Genomic DNA, 14,585 nt, shown 5'->3' on the forward strand with positions numbered 1-14,585 from the left:
GGCGAAGTCGGCGGCCCTGGAAATCCGCCCCGAACCAGCCGAGCCGCTGATCAGCGCGGAGGATCTGGCGGAGCGGCGCGAGCGTGTCGACCGCGTGCTGCGCGCCGTGCTGGCCGAGCCCGATGCGGGGTTCCGCGTCATCGGCGTGCTCTACCAGGAGTTCGTGGTTCGCTGCCGCATCGAGGGCCTCGCCTCGGTCGTGCCGGACCTGCCCGCATTCCGCCGCATGCTGACGCGAGCCCGCGCCGGCCTCGGCTCGGAAACGACGCAGGATGACGCATGGCGGGACGTTTCAGTGCGGGCCTCGCTGCTGCCCGACGACATGCAGGGCGTGTTCATGATGATCGCTCGCGCGGCGAAGGAGGGCTGGCCGTGCCCGAGCGACGCCGCGATCGCGCGCGCCTATGGCTCGCACTCGCTGCGCCGGGCCCGGCGCCTCCTCACCTATATCGAGGAGCAGGGGCTCATCGTGTGCCAACTCGACGGCACCGGCCGGCGCACCGTGACGCTGGTCGAGCTCGCCTGGGCCACGGCGCCCGGCGACCCCAACGCCGAGGAGGCGGAGCAAGGGAGCCTGGCGCTGTGAGGGGGCCATGACGCGTTCAACACCCGACGGATCGCATAAGCAGTCTGAGGGCAAGGTTGCGCGGGTGCGTATCATGGGGACACCGAGGTCCGGCACGAATCTCGCGAAGCACCTAATGGAAACTCATCTCGGGGTGTCTGTCGTCTTCGACCAGGGCTTTTGGAAGCATGGAATCTTTCCGGCCCTGATGAACGGACGCGACCTTGGATATGGAGACTTGCCCATCATCGTGATGAGCAAGGATCCCATCACCCAGCTCCTGTCATGGTTCCGCTTCAGCCGAAACGACAGCATTTTCCGGCCGGCCAAACATCTCGGTCCATTCCTGAACAGGCCATTCGAACTCAAGCAGGATTTTACGCACCCAAAGATGGCCTACAGGTTCCGCACACCTGCCGATTATTGGAACCAGTTTTACTTTGCCATGGAAGCCCTGCGCCGCACCGGCGCACCCGTGCATTTCGTAGCCTATGAGCAACTCGTTTCCGCGCCGGCCCTTTGCCTCGGTTCGATTTCCAGGTTTCTCGATCTTTCCCCGCCTTTCGACACCGGCACCACCGTGACTATCCCTCGGCACGCGATCGGTGCGAGCAATGACATTGACCGGCCAGCGGACCCGGCCGCCAACCAGGGTCCGTTCGATCCGGCGCGCGCGGATCTGGCATCGGCGCTCGCCAGGATCGGCTGGCGCAATGCACGCCTTATCCTAGGCGACATCGACGGCGACGTGCTTGCCGCAACGGGCCGAGCCGGGTTTCGCAGGACCTGCCGGGAAGCGATCGGCCCCACGGCGATATTGAGGTCGTTGATCGGCTTCTGGTGAGGTGGTGCCGCGCGTCGCCTTCAAATGTCTGCTTCGACTTCCGACCAGCTCCATGGATTTGGCGGGTTTGGAGCGGGTTGCTCGCGCTACTGGATAGCGATGATGCCGTCGATGGCCCGCCATTCCGAAGGCTGGATCAGCCGGTGGTGGGCGACGCGAACCGAGTGCAGCGGGCCTTCGAGTTGGCGCTCCCAATAGGATAGGAACCCGTGAAGCTCGGGGAACTCGGGCGCAAGGTCATAATCCTGCCAGACATAGAGTTGGAGCAGGCTCGGATGATCGGGCAGGTGATAGTGAATCTCCGCCGTGGTCAGGCCGTAGCCCTCCATCTGGAGACGGAATTCCTTGCTGACGCTTGCGATCATTCGTTTCTCCTTCCTGTCAGGTATTAGGCATGCAGCCTGTCAAAAGTGGTGATGGAATCGCCGCTCGGCTGGCGTAGTGCCGAGACGCCGCCGTCGCTGGTATCCTGGAGCAGGCGGTCAAGCGCGCGGTTGGAGCTTTCGGCGGCAGGGGTGGATTTGAGCGGCGAAAAAATCTGTCGGTCCATCGATGTGCTCCGTCTGCAAACAACTCCTTGAGCGGATCGCGGTTCCGGCGCCCGGGATGCGCCGGGCGCGTATAATCTGTTGAACAAGGATAGAAGATTCAAGCCGGCATCCGACCTGGATAGGTCGCGATAACAGGCCCTTGGCACTCGCGGCGCAGGAGTGCCAAAATTTTTTGGCGGGGCTCTTGAAACCGAAAAACGGCAAAACTAGCTCGATATGCGCGCGCGATGCCTGAGCAAGGGTCGCTGCGTTCCGCACTGGCCGATTTTGCCGGTCCGGTTGCGGAGGAACCGCGAAAAACATGTTTGTCCAGAAGGAGAACGAAATGGCGTTCCGTCCATTGCATGACCGTATCGTGGTCCGCCGCATCGACGCCGAGGAAAAGACCGCGGGCGGCATCATCATTCCCGACACCGCCAAGGAGAAGCCGCAGGAAGGCGAGGTACTCGCTGTCGGTCCCGGCGCGCGCGACGACGGCGGCAAGCTGGTCGAGCTCGACGTCAAGGTCGGCGACCGCATCCTGTTCGGCAAATGGTCCGGCACCGAGATACGGCTCGACGGCCAGGATCTGCTCGTCATGAAGGAAAGTGACGTGATGGGCGTGATCGAAGAGGCCGCGCAGATCAAGAAGGCCGCCTGACGGCTTCTTGAAAATCCAACCAGTCAACGAATGCTGCCTAGATGAAGGAGTGATCCAATGGCTGCAAAAGAGGTTAAATTCCATACCGAAGCGCGCGAGAAGATGCTGCGCGGCGTCGACATCCTCGCCAATGCGGTGAAGGTGACGCTTGGCCCCAAGGGGCGCAACGTGGTGATCGACAAATCGTTCGGCGCGCCGCGCATCACCAAGGACGGCGTCACCGTCGCCAAGGAGATCGAGCTCGAGGACAAGTTCGAGAACATGGGCGCGCAGATGGTGCGCGAAGTGGCGTCCAAGACCAACGACATCGCCGGCGACGGCACTACGACCGCGACCGTTCTTGCCCAGGCCATCGTCAAGGAAGGCGCCAAGGCGGTTGCCTCGGGCATGAACCCGATGGACCTGAAGCGCGGCATCGACAAGGCCGTGGAGGCGGTGGTGGCAGAGCTGAAGGCCAATGCCCGCGACGTGACCAGGAATGACGAGATCGCGCAGGTCGGCACCATCTCGGCCAACGGCGATGCCGAGATCGGCCGCTTCCTCGCCGAGGCGATGGAGAAGGTCGGCAATGAAGGCGTGATCACCGTCGAGGAGGCCAAGACCGCCGAGACCGAACTCGAAGTCGTTGAGGGCATGCAGTTCGACCGCGGCTATCTCAGCCCTTATTTCATTACCAATCAGGACAAGATGCGCGTCGAACTCGACGAGCCCTATGTGTTGATCCACGAGAAGAAGCTCTCCAACCTGCAGGCGCTGCTTCCGGCGCTGGAGGCGGTGGTGCAGTCGGGCAAGCCGCTGCTGATCATCGCCGAGGATGTCGAGGGCGAGGCGCTCGCCACGCTGGTGGTCAACAAGCTGCGCGGCGGCCTCAAGGTTGCTGCCGTCAAGGCGCCCGGCTTCGGCGACCGCCGCAAGGCCATGCTGGAGGACATCGCCATCCTCACCGGCGGCACGGCGATCTCGGAAGATCTCGGCATCAAACTGGAGAATGTGACGCTGGAGATGCTGGGCCGCGCCAAGAAGGTGGTGGTCGAGAAGGAGAACACCACCATCGTCGACGGTGTCGGCCGCAAGGAAGAGATCCAGGGCCGTGTCGCGCAGATCAAGGCGCAGATCCAGGAGACCACCTCGGACTATGACCGCGAGAAGCTGCAGGAGCGGCTAGCCAAGCTTGCCGGCGGCGTCGCGGTGATCCGCGTCGGCGGCTCGACCGAGGTCGAGGTCAAGGAGCGCAAGGACCGCGTCGACGATGCGCTCCACGCCACGCGCGCGGCAGTCGAGGAAGGCGTGCTGCCCGGTGGCGGTGTCGCGTTGCTTCGAGCCGCCAGGGCGCTCGATGCCGTCCAGACCGACAATCCCGACCAGAAGACCGGTGTCGAGATCGTGCGCCGCGCGATCGAAACGCCGGTGCGCCAGATCGCCGAGAATGCCGGCGCCGAAGGCTCGATCATCGTCGGCAAGCTGCGCGAGAAGAGCGAGTTCGGCTGGGGCTGGAATGCCCAGACCAACGAGTTCGGCGATCTCTATGGCCAGGGCGTGATCGACCCGGCCAAGGTGGTGCGCACGGCGCTGCAGGACGCAGCCTCCGTCGCCGGCCTGCTGGTGACCACCGAGGCGATGGTGGCCGAGAAACCGAAGAAGGAAGCCGCCACCCCGGCGATGCCCGCCGGCGCCGGCATGGATTTCTGAGCCCATGCATGACGGCCCGCTCCCCGGCTGGGGAGCGGGCATCAGGATGAAATCGAGCGGAGGTAAACATGGATGCGATGGCTGGCCTTGGACCCCTGCCGGCGCCGACACATGAGGCAAAGGAGTTCCTGGCCTACGAAAAAGAATGCCGCAGCGTGCTGCAGCCGCGACTGGCAGGACTGCTCGACATGGCCGAAGCCGCCGGCTGGAACCGGCGAGCGATGTTCGCCGCACAGAAGATGAAGGGCGTTGTTGTTTGGAGGTGGAGACGTGATCGCGGGCCGGTTGCGTGAATGCCTGAAAATACTGAGGTGGGAAGCGGCCGACCTCGCCGCCGAACTCGGCCGGCCGCAAGGAGAGATTGCGGCCTGGCTTGACGGCCGCAGCCGATCTCCATTTGCCGTCGCCGCCTGGCTCGAGGCTCTGGTGAAGGCACATAGGATGTTGCCGGCGCCAGGCCGGAGCATGCCGGCGCTGGACTCAGCCAAGATCGAGCCAGGCAAGGTCGAGCCAGCCAACATCGGGCCGGCCAACCTCGGGCCGACCAAGACCGGTCCTGCCACGATCGAAGTGTCCAGGTCGAACCGTGCGCGATCGGCGGTGCCCAACCGGCGGCTCAATCTTCCATACAAGATGTCCATGCACCGTGTCGGCGGCGGGCCGCGCTCTCCTGTGCCCGGTCCGCTGCAGGTGCCGCATAATCGAGAGGAGGCAAAAGCCATGAATCGTGGGCAGTTTGAAGAACCGGTCACCGTTCTGGTCGGAATGGGCTTTCCGGTTGCGATCGAGAATGTGATGGAAGCCTACGCCCTGTTGCAGGATTGGCCGGCCGCCGGCCGCAACGGCGCGCACGCCATTGCGCTCAACGCCTGCAAGGCCGGCATTGCCGGCGAGATCGACCCCGAAACCGTGCGGGCGACGCTGGTCACCTTCGCAAGGCGCAACGACATATTGGTGCAGGACATGGTTGCGCCGGCCGCAGCGCTGGGCGATGCGCCGCGCGCGGGCGAACTCGCGGGTTGACCATACGGCCACCCCGGCTTTCGCGCCAGGCGGCGGGCACAGCCTTGATGGAACCAAGCGACGGCACGCAGGTTGAACCGGCGTTGGTTCCCTGATGCGAGGCCACGTCATGAGCATCCTGCAAAGCATGAAGAAAGCAGCCGAACAGGTTACCGGCGTTGCAAGGCCCGGCAGGCGACAGGCCGCCGATCTCGTCAGGCCGCGAAAACCGAATGAATTCAGGTTCAGGGATGATGGCCTGGTGCCCAACCACCCGTCCTGGCCGCTTGTCGTCTATCGCAGCGCCGTGCGGCTGCCGCAAGACTTCGATCCCGCGGCGGTCATGGAGGAGCTTTTCGGCGCCAATGGCTGGGGCGACAGCTGGCGCGACGGCATCTACGACTACGTTCATTACCATTCGCGCATCCACGAAGTGCTCGGCGTCGCGCGCGGCACGGCCAAGGTCCAGTTCGGCGGCGAGAAGGGACGAACACTGGCGCTGAAGGCCGGCGATGTCGCGGTTCTCCCGGCCGGCACCGGACACCAGCGGATTTCGGCGTCCGAGGACTTCCTCGTGGTTGGCGCCTATCCCGCATCCGGCACCTACGACGAATGCACGACCGCCGCCGACCACGCCAAGGCGGTCGTGACGATCCCGAGGGTAGGCCGTCCGCGAAAGGACCCCGTCTATGGAAGCGAGGGGCCATTGCTGACGGCCTGGAAGAAAGACTGAGGCGGTTCCAGCGAAGGCCAGGCGGGCACTATTTGTCCCTTTGGTCGGGAACTACCGCTCCTCGACTATCCTCAAATAAGCCGCCGTCACGAACAGCACGATCAGCCCGAACAGGATCCTTCTCGCTCCCTCGGGCATCTGCAGGATGGTCAAGAGCGTCGTCAGCACGGTCAGGATGAGCGCGCCGATGATGGTGCCGGTATAGCCGCCGCGACCGCCGAAGATGGAGGTGCCGCCGATGACGGCGGCGGCGACGGAGGGCAGCACCAGGGGTTCGGCGAGGGAGAGCGATGGGGCTTTGATCAGGCCGATATAGAGCAGGCCGGTGATGCCGGCGAGCACGCTGGATATGACGTAGAGCGCGGTGATCACCTGCCAGTATTGCACGCCCGACAGCCGCGTCGCGCGCTCATTGTCGCCGACGGCGTAGAGCAGGCGGCCGAAGCCGGTGCGGGCCAGCGTGAAGACGATCAGCGCGGCCAGCGGCACGAACAGCAGCAGCGCGTTGGGGAAGCCTGAGGTGACGCCGGTGCCGAGCCAGGCGAGGAAGTCGGGGATCTTGGCGCCAGAGGCGATCACCGTGCGCTGGTAGACCTGCAGACAGCCGGTGCCGATCAGGCTGGTGCCCAGCGTCATGATCAGCGGGTGGACGCGGAAGACGCCGACGCCGATGCCGTTGACCAAGCCGATCAGCACCGCCGGCATCATCGCTAGCAGGAAAGCCACCGCCGGGTCCTGGTTGACGACTTGCGTCGCCATGATGAAGGCGCTCATCGTCGCCACCGTGCCGACCGACAGGTCGATGCCGCCGGTCAGCATGGTCATGGTCTGGCAGCCGGCGAGGATCGCCAGCGGAATGGCGAATTTGATGGTGTTGGCGATCCAGCGCTCGTTGACGATGCCGGGGCGCAGGATCTGCAGGATCACCACCAGGATGACGAGCAGGATAATCAGCGGGATCAGCGGCCGATCGGCCATGAAGCGTTTTAGGCGGCGGCCGAAAGGGACGGGGGTGATCGCGGTGGTGCTCATGGGGTGGCTCGCGATAGAGTTGGCACGACGCATCTTTCCCTTCTCCCCTTGTGGGAGAAGGTGGATCGGCGCGATAGCGCCGAGACGGATGAGGGGTGCTCCAGCGGAGTGAGACGTTGGCGTTCCCTGGAACACCCCTCATCCGTCTCGGCGCTGCGCGCCGATCCACCTTCNCTTCCCCCCTTGTGGGGGAAGGTGGATTGCCGCGGAGCGCCGAGACGGATGAGGGGTGCTCCAGCGGAGTGAGACGTTGGCGTTCCCTGGAACACCCCTCATCCGTCTTGCCGCTGCGCGGCAATCCACCTTCCCCCACAAGGGGGGAAGGAAGAAGCGCATGCCGATGCACCCTCATCATTGCCGCCCCCGCATGGTAATAAACGCGCCGAACATAACCACGGCGACCATGATGGCGCCTTCGATGATGGCGGTGACGTTGGGGTCGATGGCGAGCAGGGTGAGATCCGTGCGCACCAGGCGCAGCACGAAGACGGCGACGATGGGGCCGAGCAGGCCGCCCTTGCCGCCGCCGAGCGCCACGCCACCCAGCACCACGGCGGCGACGCTGGCCAAGAGATAGGGGCCGGGAATGGGAGCGCCGATGCCGGTGCTCATGGTCAGCGCCAGCCCTCCAAAAGCTGCGAACAGGCCCGACAGCGCATAGGCGACGATGCGGGTACGGGCGACCGGCACGCCTGAGCGGAACGCCGCCAGTTCGCTCGAGCCGATGGCGTAGATGGAGAGGCCGAGGCGCGAGCGCCTGAGCGGTATCCAGACGATGCAGAGGCAGACGATGAGCACCAGCAGCGCCTTGGGCAGCCAGGCGTCGATGGCGTCGGGCACGCCCGGTATCGGCACGGTGCCCGAGATCAGCGCCTTCAGCCATTCGGCGGCGCTTCCGCCCGGCGCGCCGAGCACCAGAAGGGCGGCACCTTGCAGCACGAACAGCATGGCGAGCGTCACCACGATGTCGGGCACGCGGGTGATGACGATCAGCATGCCGTTGACGGCGCCGAGCACGAGGCCCATGGCGAGCACGAAGGGCACCACGAACAGCGCGTATTCCTCGCTTGCGCCCGCCATCATCGAGGCGGCGGTGACGCTGGTCAGCGCCATCATCGCGGCGACCGACAGGTCGATGCCGCCGGCGATCACGACCACCGTCTGCGCGGCGACAGCGAAGGCATAGGGCAGAACCGCCCGCGCGAGCGAGCCGAAGTCGCCGCTGCCATAGCCCGGCTGGATCAGCTTGGTGACGATGAACAGCACGATGAGGAGAGCGAACAGGCCGGTGACCCAGCCCTGGCGGCGCAGGAAATGGCTCATGACGCCGCCTCCGGCGCATCGGAAGCGTTCGCGGTGGGGTCGGCCAAAATGCCGACATCGGCTTTGACGCCGCGCGGCAGGCCGTAGGCGGCGCGCATCAATGCCGGCTCGTCGGCTTCCTCGACCGGGAAGATGTCGACCAGGCGGCCGCCGAAGATGACGATGACGCGGTCGCAGACGCGCTGCACCTCTTCGAGTTCCGAAGTGTAGAACAGCACCGACTTGCCGTTGCCGGCAAGCTGGCGCAGCAATTTATAGATCTCCTGCTTGGTGCCGACATCGATGCCGCGCGTCGGGTCGAAACACAGGATGGTTCGGGCATCGGCAGCGATCCAGCGGGCGATGGTCACCTTCTGCTGGTTGCCGCCGGAAAGGCGCTGCACTTCGCCCTGCGCGCGGGTGTCGATCTGCAGCCGCTCGATGGCGCTGGCCACCTTCGCACGCTCCCTGCGCATGTTGATCGGCCCCCAGTTGCGGAACGCAGCGCTGAAGGGCAGCGCGATGTTCTCGCGCACCGAGCGCTGCATGGCGAGCGCCTCGGCGCGGTCGCCCGGCACATAGGCGATGCCGGCGCGAATGGCGTCGATCGGGTGCGAGAACTTTGCCGGCTGGCCGTCGACCTCGATGGTGCCGCCGGATGGGCGGATCGAGCCGGCAAGGGCTGAGAACAGTTCGTCCTGGCCCTGGCCTTCGAGCGCCACGACGCCGGCGACCTCGCCATCTCCAAGGTCGAAGGAGACATCGCTGAGCTTGGTGCCGACGCGCAGGTTGCGCACGGTTATGCGCGGCCGGGCGGCGATGGGCGCCGCCTTTTCAGCAGCGCTGCGGGCGGCGACGTGGGTCTTGACGATGCGTGTGCCGAGCATCAGTTCGACAATCTTTTCCTCGACGCCCGGCACGATATCGACAACGCCGACGGTCTCGCCATCGCGCAGCACGGTGGCGCGGTCGCACAATGCGGAGATTTCGACGAAGCGATGCGAGATGAAGATCACGGCGCGGCCCGAGTCGCCTTGGCGGCGCACGACTTCCAGCACCTTCTCGGCGAGGTTGGCGGGCAGCGCCGCCGTCATCTCGTCGAGCAGCAGCACGTCGGGCTCGACGGCCAGCGCGCGGGCCAGGTCGAGCACGCGCAGCACGGCCAGCGGGATGTCGCGCGCGGTGTCGCGCAGGTCGAGGTCGGGAATGCCGAGTTCGCGCACCCAGGCGCGGAACGGCTCGACCGGCGTGCCGGTCAGCCGCAGATTGGACAGCACATCGAGATCTGGGATCAGCGACGGTTCCTGGTAGACCGGCAACAGGCCGGCGCGGCGTCCGGCGGCCGGCGAACGGATGTCGCGCGCCTCGCCGCGGATCAGGATGCGCCCGGCATTGGCCTGGATCGCTCCCGTCAGGATCTTCACCAGCGTCGACTTGCCGGCGCCGTTGGCGCCCATCAACGCATGCACCTCGCCCGGCAGCACGGACAGCGACGCGTTGCGAAGCGCTGCAACCGCGCCGTAATTCTTGGCGACGCCGGTGGCGTCGAGGAGAGGGCTGGTGGTCAAATGGCTGGGTCTCGGGTCAAGCTGTTCAGGTATTTGTGGAACCGATTGGCCGCAACGGTGACCTTCCCTTCTCCCCTTGTGGGAGAAGGTGGCCTCGCGAAGCGAGGTCGGATGAGGGGTGNCTCACTCCGCTGGAACACCCCTCATCCGTCTCGGCGCTGCGCGCCGATCCACCTTCTCCCACAAGGGGAGAAGGCAGAAACGCGTTTCGTCTGCTTACTCCCCCGGGCCCTTGCAAGCCACGATCTGCTCCTTCGTGTACGTCGTCCAGTCCGGGATCGAGATCGAGACTGGCCATTCGGGGCTGAGCGACGGGTCGGCGGCGGCCTTGAGCTTGGCCTTGCCTTCATCGGTCGCGTTGTCCCACAGTTGCGGGTCGACCAGCACGGTTTGCTGTGCCGGCTTCTTGCCGTCGAGGATCTGCAGCGCCAGCGTGACACCAGCACCGCCGATCGAGCCGGGGTTGGTGACGGCAGCGCCGACGAGGTCCTTGACCGAGCTCAACTGGCCGACGAAGCCGGCATTGTCGGCGCCGACCACCGGCACCAGCGGGGCCTGCGATTCAACCAGCGCGTCGACGATGACGTTGTCGATGCCGGAGGTCCACACGCCGTTGAACGGCGTGCCGGTGGCCAGGAACGACAGCATCTGCTGCTTGGCCTGGTCCTGCTGCCAGCCGGTGAAGACTTCCTGCGCGACCTTCACGTCGGGGAATTCGGCCAGCGCCTTCTTGAAGCCTTTATCGCGATCGGAGTCGGCCGAAGCGCCGGCGGCGCCGCGCATGTAGAACACCTCGCCCTTGCCGCCCATCTGGCCGAACAGCCACTTGGCGCCGAGATAGGCGTATTGTTCCTGGTTGTTGGAGATGATGTAGGCCGACGGTTCGGTGACCGCCTGGTCGACGGCGACGACGACGATGCCGGCCTTGGTGGCTTCCTCGAGGCCCGCCTTGATGCCGGCCGGATCGGCGGGGTTGACGACGATGGCGTCGACCTTGGCGCTGATCAGGTTGCGGATGTCTTCCAACTGACCGGCGGCATCGGTGTTGCGGTGGGCGATGTTGAGCTTGGCGACCTCGCCGGACGCGAGTGCCTGCGCCTTCATGGCGCAGACCATCTCCTCGCGCCAGCCATTGCCCTGCACGGTGTTGGAGATGCCGATCGTGTATTTGCCGGCGGCGGCAGAGACGCCCACCGAGGCCAGCAAGGCGGCACCCGCAAGGAGCGGGACCATGGTCAGGATTTTTTTCATTTCAGACTTCCTCCACATTGTTTTTCAGTTCCAGTTCAATCCGTTGAAGCACGCCGCTGACAAAGTGAGTCATGCGGAGCACTCCAATTCACTTGACGAAAGGACGCAGCACGTCGCGGGCGAGCAGAAAGCCCCGCTTCACCTGGTCGTCGCTGCCTTCAAATCGCCTGTCCTCATGTTCGATGATGACGGATCCGTCATAGCCGGCGCGGTAGAGGCCGGAGAAGAAGCCGCTCCAATCGACATCGCCCAGCCCCGGCATGCGCGGCACCTGCCAGCCTATGCCGGCGGAGAGAATTCCGCGCTCGTACAAACCATCACGATCAATCATCAAGTCCTTGGCGTGGACATGCAGCATGTAGGGGCCGAATTCCCTGATGAAGCGGGCCTGATCGATCATTTGCCAGACGAGATGCGAGGGGTCGAAATTCATGCCGACCTCGCCGCCCCAGGCTTCCAGGATGCGGCGCCAGACCTGTGGCGAATAGGCGATGTTGTGCCCGCCCGGCCATTCGTCATAGCTGAAGATCATCGGGCAGTTCTCGAAGGCAAGCTTGACGCCGTGGCCGCGCGCAAACGCGACGATTTCGGGCCAGACTTTCAGCGCATCCTGCCAGTTGACGTCGACGGTCTTCGAGGCATCGCCGCCGCAGAAGGTGTTGACCACGGGAACGCCCATATTGGCGGCCAGCACGATCACCTTCTTGAGATGGCCAATGACCGCCTCGCGATGCGCGGCATCCGGATGCAGCGGGTTGGGATAGTAGCCGAGGCCGGAGACCGTGAGGTTCTTTTCGGCCAGCGAGGCGACGATCTCCTTGGCCTGCGCGGGCGAGGTGGAAGCCGCGTCGATATGGCTGGTGCCGGCATAGCGGCGGGTCGCGCCGGACGTTTTCGGCCAGCAGGCGATTTCCAGCGCCTCGAAGCCGGCCTGATTTGCCCAGCCGGCGACCTCGCCGAGCGGCGTCTGCGCAAACGGTGCGGTGAGCAGTCCAAGTTTCATAGTGCCTCCCAACCCTATAATGCCGATTGTTTGGATCGCTTCAACCTCGCGACCTCATCTTGTTCAAGACTGTGCCTGACAGCGGCCATCGGATCGTCCGAAAGCAGATCATCAAGCGCTGACGTAACGGCCGCGCGAAACGTCTCGTTCGCGGCAAGGCCGGGGGCGAAAATCGTGTCGATGGCCAGAATGCCTGAAGCCAGCGCTGGTGCATCTCGGCCGACCGTGTCGGCGATCCCAGCGACCTTGCCGGCATAGGGGTCCGACACCGGCCAGCGTTTGCCGAACCGGGTTGAGGCCTGGATCAGATAAGCCATCCAGCCGGCGACCGGCACCGACAGCAGGCCGATGCCGGCGCCCTGGCGCAAGCGGTCGCGGATCGGGTTGAGCAGGCGCTGGACGATTTTCTGCGAGCCATCGGTGGCGATCTGGTGGTTGCGGTGGCGGATCGCGGTGTTCTGCAGCCGGCCGAGACTTTGCTCGACATAGGCGAGGGGCAGGACGCCGGGCACCGGCGTCAACGTCGGCAGCGTTTCTTCCACCAGCATGCGTCGCACAAAGGCCAACAGCAGCGGGTCGGCGACGGCATCGAATGTGTGTTCCAGCCCGGCCAGCACGCCGAGAGTGGCGAGCGTCGTCTGGGCGCCGTTCAGCACCCGCATCTTGAGATGCTCGAAGGGAGTGACATCGTCGACGAAGGTGGCGCCGACCAGGTCCCAGCGCGGCACGCGGCCGGCGAATTTTTGTTCGATCACCCATTGCCGAAATGGCTCGCCGACAGCGACCGCGGCGTCGCGGTAGCCGAACCATTGCTCGACGTTGTCGAGGTCATCGCGCGTCACCGCCGGTGCGATGCGGTCGACCATGGCGCAGGGGAAGGCGGCGTTGGCCGCTATCCAGTCGGCCAGCCCTTTGCCGCGCCGCTCGGCGAAAGTCCGCACGACCTTTTCGAGGATGACGCCGTTGGTCGGGATGTTGTCGCAAGACAGCAGCGTCAGCGACCGGCCATGGGTCGCCCGGCGTAACTCAAGCGTCCGTGCGATGATGCCGGGCACGCTCCTCGGTGTCTCGGGGTTGGCGAGGTCATGAACGATGTCGGGATGGCCGAGATCGAGTTCGCCGCTCGACGGAATGTGGCAGTAGCCCTTTTCGGTCACCGTCATCGTCACCAGTTCGATGTCGGGCGAGGCGAGCACGTCGAGCGCCGGTTCTGCACTCTCCTGGCTGTCGACCACCTTGACGATGCTGCCGATGACGCGCGCCTCGACATGGCTATTCTCGCGGATCAGCCTGGTATAGAGGCCGCTCTGCCGGCCGAGCGTGGCGGCGAGGCCGGGCGGGCGGATGTTGATACCGACCACGCCCCAGCGGTCGAACTGCAGCGACAGTAGGTCATCGGTATATTCGGCCTGGTGGCAGCGGTGGAACGCACCGACACCGAGATGCGCCATCCCCGGGGCGAGGGCCGCACGGTCATAGGCCGGTGTCTGGACCGACACAGGCAAGCGGTCGAGCAGCGCCGGACCCAATGTCTCGGGTGAAGCGTTCACCGGTTCGCCCCGATCACGGACTGTTCCTGGTCGATCACGGCGCCGGTCATCGGTCCGGCCGCGTCGGACAGCAGGAAAACTGCGAGGTTGGCGATGTCGTTCGGCGTCAACAGCCTGCCGAAAGGCTGTGCGGCGTTGGCGGCGTCGAGCCAGCCCGGGCCGTTGCCCAAAATTTCGGATTGCATGACGCGTTCGGCCGGCGTGTCGGTCCATCCGACATTGATGCCGTTGACGCGGATGCGGTCGAAACGGTGGGCGTTGGCGGCGTTCTTGGTCAGCGTCGCCAGCGCGCCCTTGGTGGCGGAATAGACCGCGAGCTCGGGCGAGCCGCAATGGGCGTTGATCGAGAGAATATTGACGATCGAGCCACCTTGGCCGCGTTTCTTCATGTCGGCGATGGCAGCCTGCATCAGGAAGAATGGTGCCCGCGCGTTGACGGCGAACAGCGAGGCCCAGTCGTCGAGGCTGGCATTGAGGAAGGAGGCACGGTCGGTCAGGCCGGCGGCGTTGACCAGGCCATCGATGCGGCCGAAGCGCTCGATACATGCCCGCGCCAGAAGGGCGGGGGTTGCCGGGTCTCCGAGGTCTGCGGCGACGAAGATGGTCGGCGTGCCGGTGGCCGACAGTTCCGCCGCCACGGCGTCGCCGCGTTTGCCATCGCGCCCGGTGATCAGCAGCCCGCCGGCGCCGGCGCGCGCCAGCGCCTGAGCGATCGCACGGCCGATGCCTTGCGTCGCGCCGGTGACCAGCACGACCTTACCTTGAAGATGAAGCTCCATTCCTCCTCCCGGAACAAAGTTTCTATTTTCTGAAATATGGAACGACAATTCCCGATAGTCAATTGTGCCAGCGGGG

The 14,585-nt window shown here is 65.2% G+C and carries 15 protein-coding genes and 1 pseudogene; 7 read left to right on the plus strand and 9 right to left on the minus strand.

Translation table 11 applies throughout. The features are described 5' to 3' along the window. Together X741_RS143075 and X741_RS143070 are read left to right on the plus strand one after the other, a co-directional pair. Window positions 1-586, plus strand: a pseudogene (locus tag X741_RS143075) (ATP-binding protein); the annotation flags it as partial. A 217-nt stretch (window positions 587-803) separates the two neighbouring features. Continuing rightward, a complete protein-coding gene (locus X741_RS143070) occupies window positions 804-1,409 on the plus strand; it encodes a hypothetical protein (RefSeq protein WP_198024002.1) in 606 nt (201 codons plus the stop codon). 86 nt (window positions 1,410-1,495) lie between these two features. Here the strand turns inward: X741_RS143070 and X741_RS143065 are convergent, their stop codons facing one another. Beyond that, the gene (locus X741_RS143065) at window positions 1,496-1,774 is read right to left on the minus strand and encodes an usg protein (RefSeq protein WP_023779715.1); all 279 of its coding nucleotides are present in this window, start codon (window positions 1,772-1,774) and stop codon (window positions 1,496-1,498) included. Between the two features lie 23 nt (window positions 1,775-1,797). Next, window positions 1,798-1,959: a hypothetical protein gene (locus tag X741_RS1000000170010; protein WP_023779716.1), complete on the minus strand. Its 162-nt coding sequence runs from the start codon at window positions 1,957-1,959 to the stop codon at window positions 1,798-1,800. 326 nt (window positions 1,960-2,285) lie between these two features. Between X741_RS1000000170010 and X741_RS143060 the strand changes: the two genes are divergently transcribed. The 5 genes from X741_RS143060 (at window position 2,286) to X741_RS143045 (ending at window position 6,024) form a co-directional block, all read left to right on the plus strand. After that, window positions 2,286-2,600, plus strand: a complete 315-nt coding sequence (locus X741_RS143060) for a co-chaperone GroES (RefSeq protein WP_023779717.1) — start codon at window positions 2,286-2,288, stop codon at window positions 2,598-2,600. A gap of 57 nt (window positions 2,601-2,657) precedes the next feature. Further along, a complete protein-coding gene (gene groL / locus X741_RS143055; protein ID WP_023779718.1) occupies window positions 2,658-4,289 on the plus strand; it encodes a chaperonin GroEL in 1,632 nt (543 codons plus the stop codon). 68 nt (window positions 4,290-4,357) lie between these two features. Continuing rightward, a complete protein-coding gene (locus tag X741_RS06735; RefSeq protein ID WP_023779719.1) occupies window positions 4,358-4,582 on the plus strand; it encodes a hypothetical protein in 225 nt (74 codons plus the stop codon). Beyond that, on the plus strand, window positions 4,560-5,312 hold the full coding sequence (locus tag X741_RS1000000171695) for a DUF982 domain-containing protein (RefSeq protein ID WP_348625699.1): 753 nt from the start codon (window positions 4,560-4,562) through the stop codon (window positions 5,310-5,312). The genes X741_RS06735 and X741_RS1000000171695 overlap by 23 nt, the downstream gene beginning before the upstream one ends. A 109-nt stretch (window positions 5,313-5,421) precedes the next feature. Further along, entirely contained in the window at window positions 5,422-6,024 is a 603-nt protein-coding gene (locus tag X741_RS143045) for a cupin domain-containing protein (RefSeq protein ID WP_023779720.1), read from the plus strand. 51 nt (window positions 6,025-6,075) lie between these two features. Here X741_RS143045 and X741_RS143040 read toward each other — a convergent pair whose 3' ends face one another. From X741_RS143040 to X741_RS143010, 7 genes are all read right to left on the minus strand, one after another. After that, window positions 6,076-7,056, minus strand: a complete 981-nt coding sequence (locus X741_RS143040; protein WP_023779721.1) for an ABC transporter permease — start codon at window positions 7,054-7,056, stop codon at window positions 6,076-6,078. 351 nt (window positions 7,057-7,407) lie between these two features. Beyond that, window positions 7,408-8,379 carry an ABC transporter permease gene (locus tag X741_RS143035; protein WP_023779722.1) on the minus strand — a complete coding sequence of 324 codons (972 nt, stop codon included), beginning with the start codon at window positions 8,377-8,379 and terminating at the stop codon, window positions 7,408-7,410. After that, window positions 8,376-9,926, minus strand: a complete 1,551-nt coding sequence (locus X741_RS143030) for a sugar ABC transporter ATP-binding protein (protein ID WP_023779723.1) — start codon at window positions 9,924-9,926, stop codon at window positions 8,376-8,378. Before X741_RS143030 ends, X741_RS143035 begins: the two co-directional genes overlap by 4 nt. 216 nt (window positions 9,927-10,142) lie before the next feature. Beyond that, window positions 10,143-11,177 carry an ABC transporter substrate-binding protein gene (locus tag X741_RS143025; RefSeq protein WP_023779724.1) on the minus strand — a complete coding sequence of 345 codons (1,035 nt, stop codon included), beginning with the start codon at window positions 11,175-11,177 and terminating at the stop codon, window positions 10,143-10,145. Between the two features lie 88 nt (window positions 11,178-11,265). Further along, a complete protein-coding gene (locus X741_RS143020) occupies window positions 11,266-12,180 on the minus strand; it encodes a sugar phosphate isomerase/epimerase (RefSeq protein ID WP_023779725.1) in 915 nt (304 codons plus the stop codon). Window positions 12,181-12,194: 14 nt separating this feature from the next. Continuing rightward, window positions 12,195-13,730 carry a mannitol dehydrogenase family protein gene (locus X741_RS143015; protein ID WP_023779726.1) on the minus strand — a complete coding sequence of 512 codons (1,536 nt, stop codon included), beginning with the start codon at window positions 13,728-13,730 and terminating at the stop codon, window positions 12,195-12,197. Continuing rightward, window positions 13,727-14,509 (minus strand): SDR family oxidoreductase, encoded by a 783-nt coding sequence (locus X741_RS143010; RefSeq protein WP_023779727.1) that lies wholly within the window; start codon window positions 14,507-14,509, stop codon window positions 13,727-13,729. Before X741_RS143010 ends, X741_RS143015 begins: the two co-directional genes overlap by 4 nt. Window positions 14,510-14,585: the final 76 nt, after the last annotated feature.

Origin of the sequence: Mesorhizobium sp. LNHC221B00 (genome assembly GCF_000502935.1) — a bacterium.
Classification (GTDB): Bacteria; Pseudomonadota; Alphaproteobacteria; order Rhizobiales; family Rhizobiaceae; genus Mesorhizobium; species Mesorhizobium opportunistum.

What these genes read in the sequence shown, in the direction of transcription:
- X741_RS143065 (WP_023779715.1), bottom strand. Translation starts at nt 1,774, where the DNA reads ATGATCGCAAGCGTCAGCAAGGAATTCCGTCTCCAGATGGAGGGCTAC.
- X741_RS1000000170010 (WP_023779716.1), bottom strand. Translation starts at nt 1,959, where the DNA reads ATGGACCGACAGATTTTTTCGCCGCTCAAATCCACCCCTGCCGCCGAA.
- X741_RS143060 (WP_023779717.1), top strand. Translation starts at nt 2,286, where the DNA reads ATGGCGTTCCGTCCATTGCATGACCGTATCGTGGTCCGCCGCATCGAC.
- groL (WP_023779718.1), top strand. Translation starts at nt 2,658, where the DNA reads ATGGCTGCAAAAGAGGTTAAATTCCATACCGAAGCGCGCGAGAAGATG.
- X741_RS06735 (WP_023779719.1), top strand. Translation starts at nt 4,358, where the DNA reads ATGGATGCGATGGCTGGCCTTGGACCCCTGCCGGCGCCGACACATGAG.
- X741_RS143045 (WP_023779720.1), top strand. Translation starts at nt 5,422, where the DNA reads ATGAGCATCCTGCAAAGCATGAAGAAAGCAGCCGAACAGGTTACCGGC.
- X741_RS143040 (WP_023779721.1), bottom strand. Translation starts at nt 7,056, where the DNA reads ATGAGCACCACCGCGATCACCCCCGTCCCTTTCGGCCGCCGCCTAAAA.
- X741_RS143035 (WP_023779722.1), bottom strand. Translation starts at nt 8,379, where the DNA reads ATGAGCCATTTCCTGCGCCGCCAGGGCTGGGTCACCGGCCTGTTCGCT.
- X741_RS143025 (WP_023779724.1), bottom strand. Translation starts at nt 11,177, where the DNA reads ATGAAAAAAATCCTGACCATGGTCCCGCTCCTTGCGGGTGCCGCCTTG.
- X741_RS143020 (WP_023779725.1), bottom strand. Translation starts at nt 12,180, where the DNA reads ATGAAACTTGGACTGCTCACCGCACCGTTTGCGCAGACGCCGCTCGGC.
- X741_RS143010 (WP_023779727.1), bottom strand. Translation starts at nt 14,509, where the DNA reads ATGGAGCTTCATCTTCAAGGTAAGGTCGTGCTGGTCACCGGCGCGACG.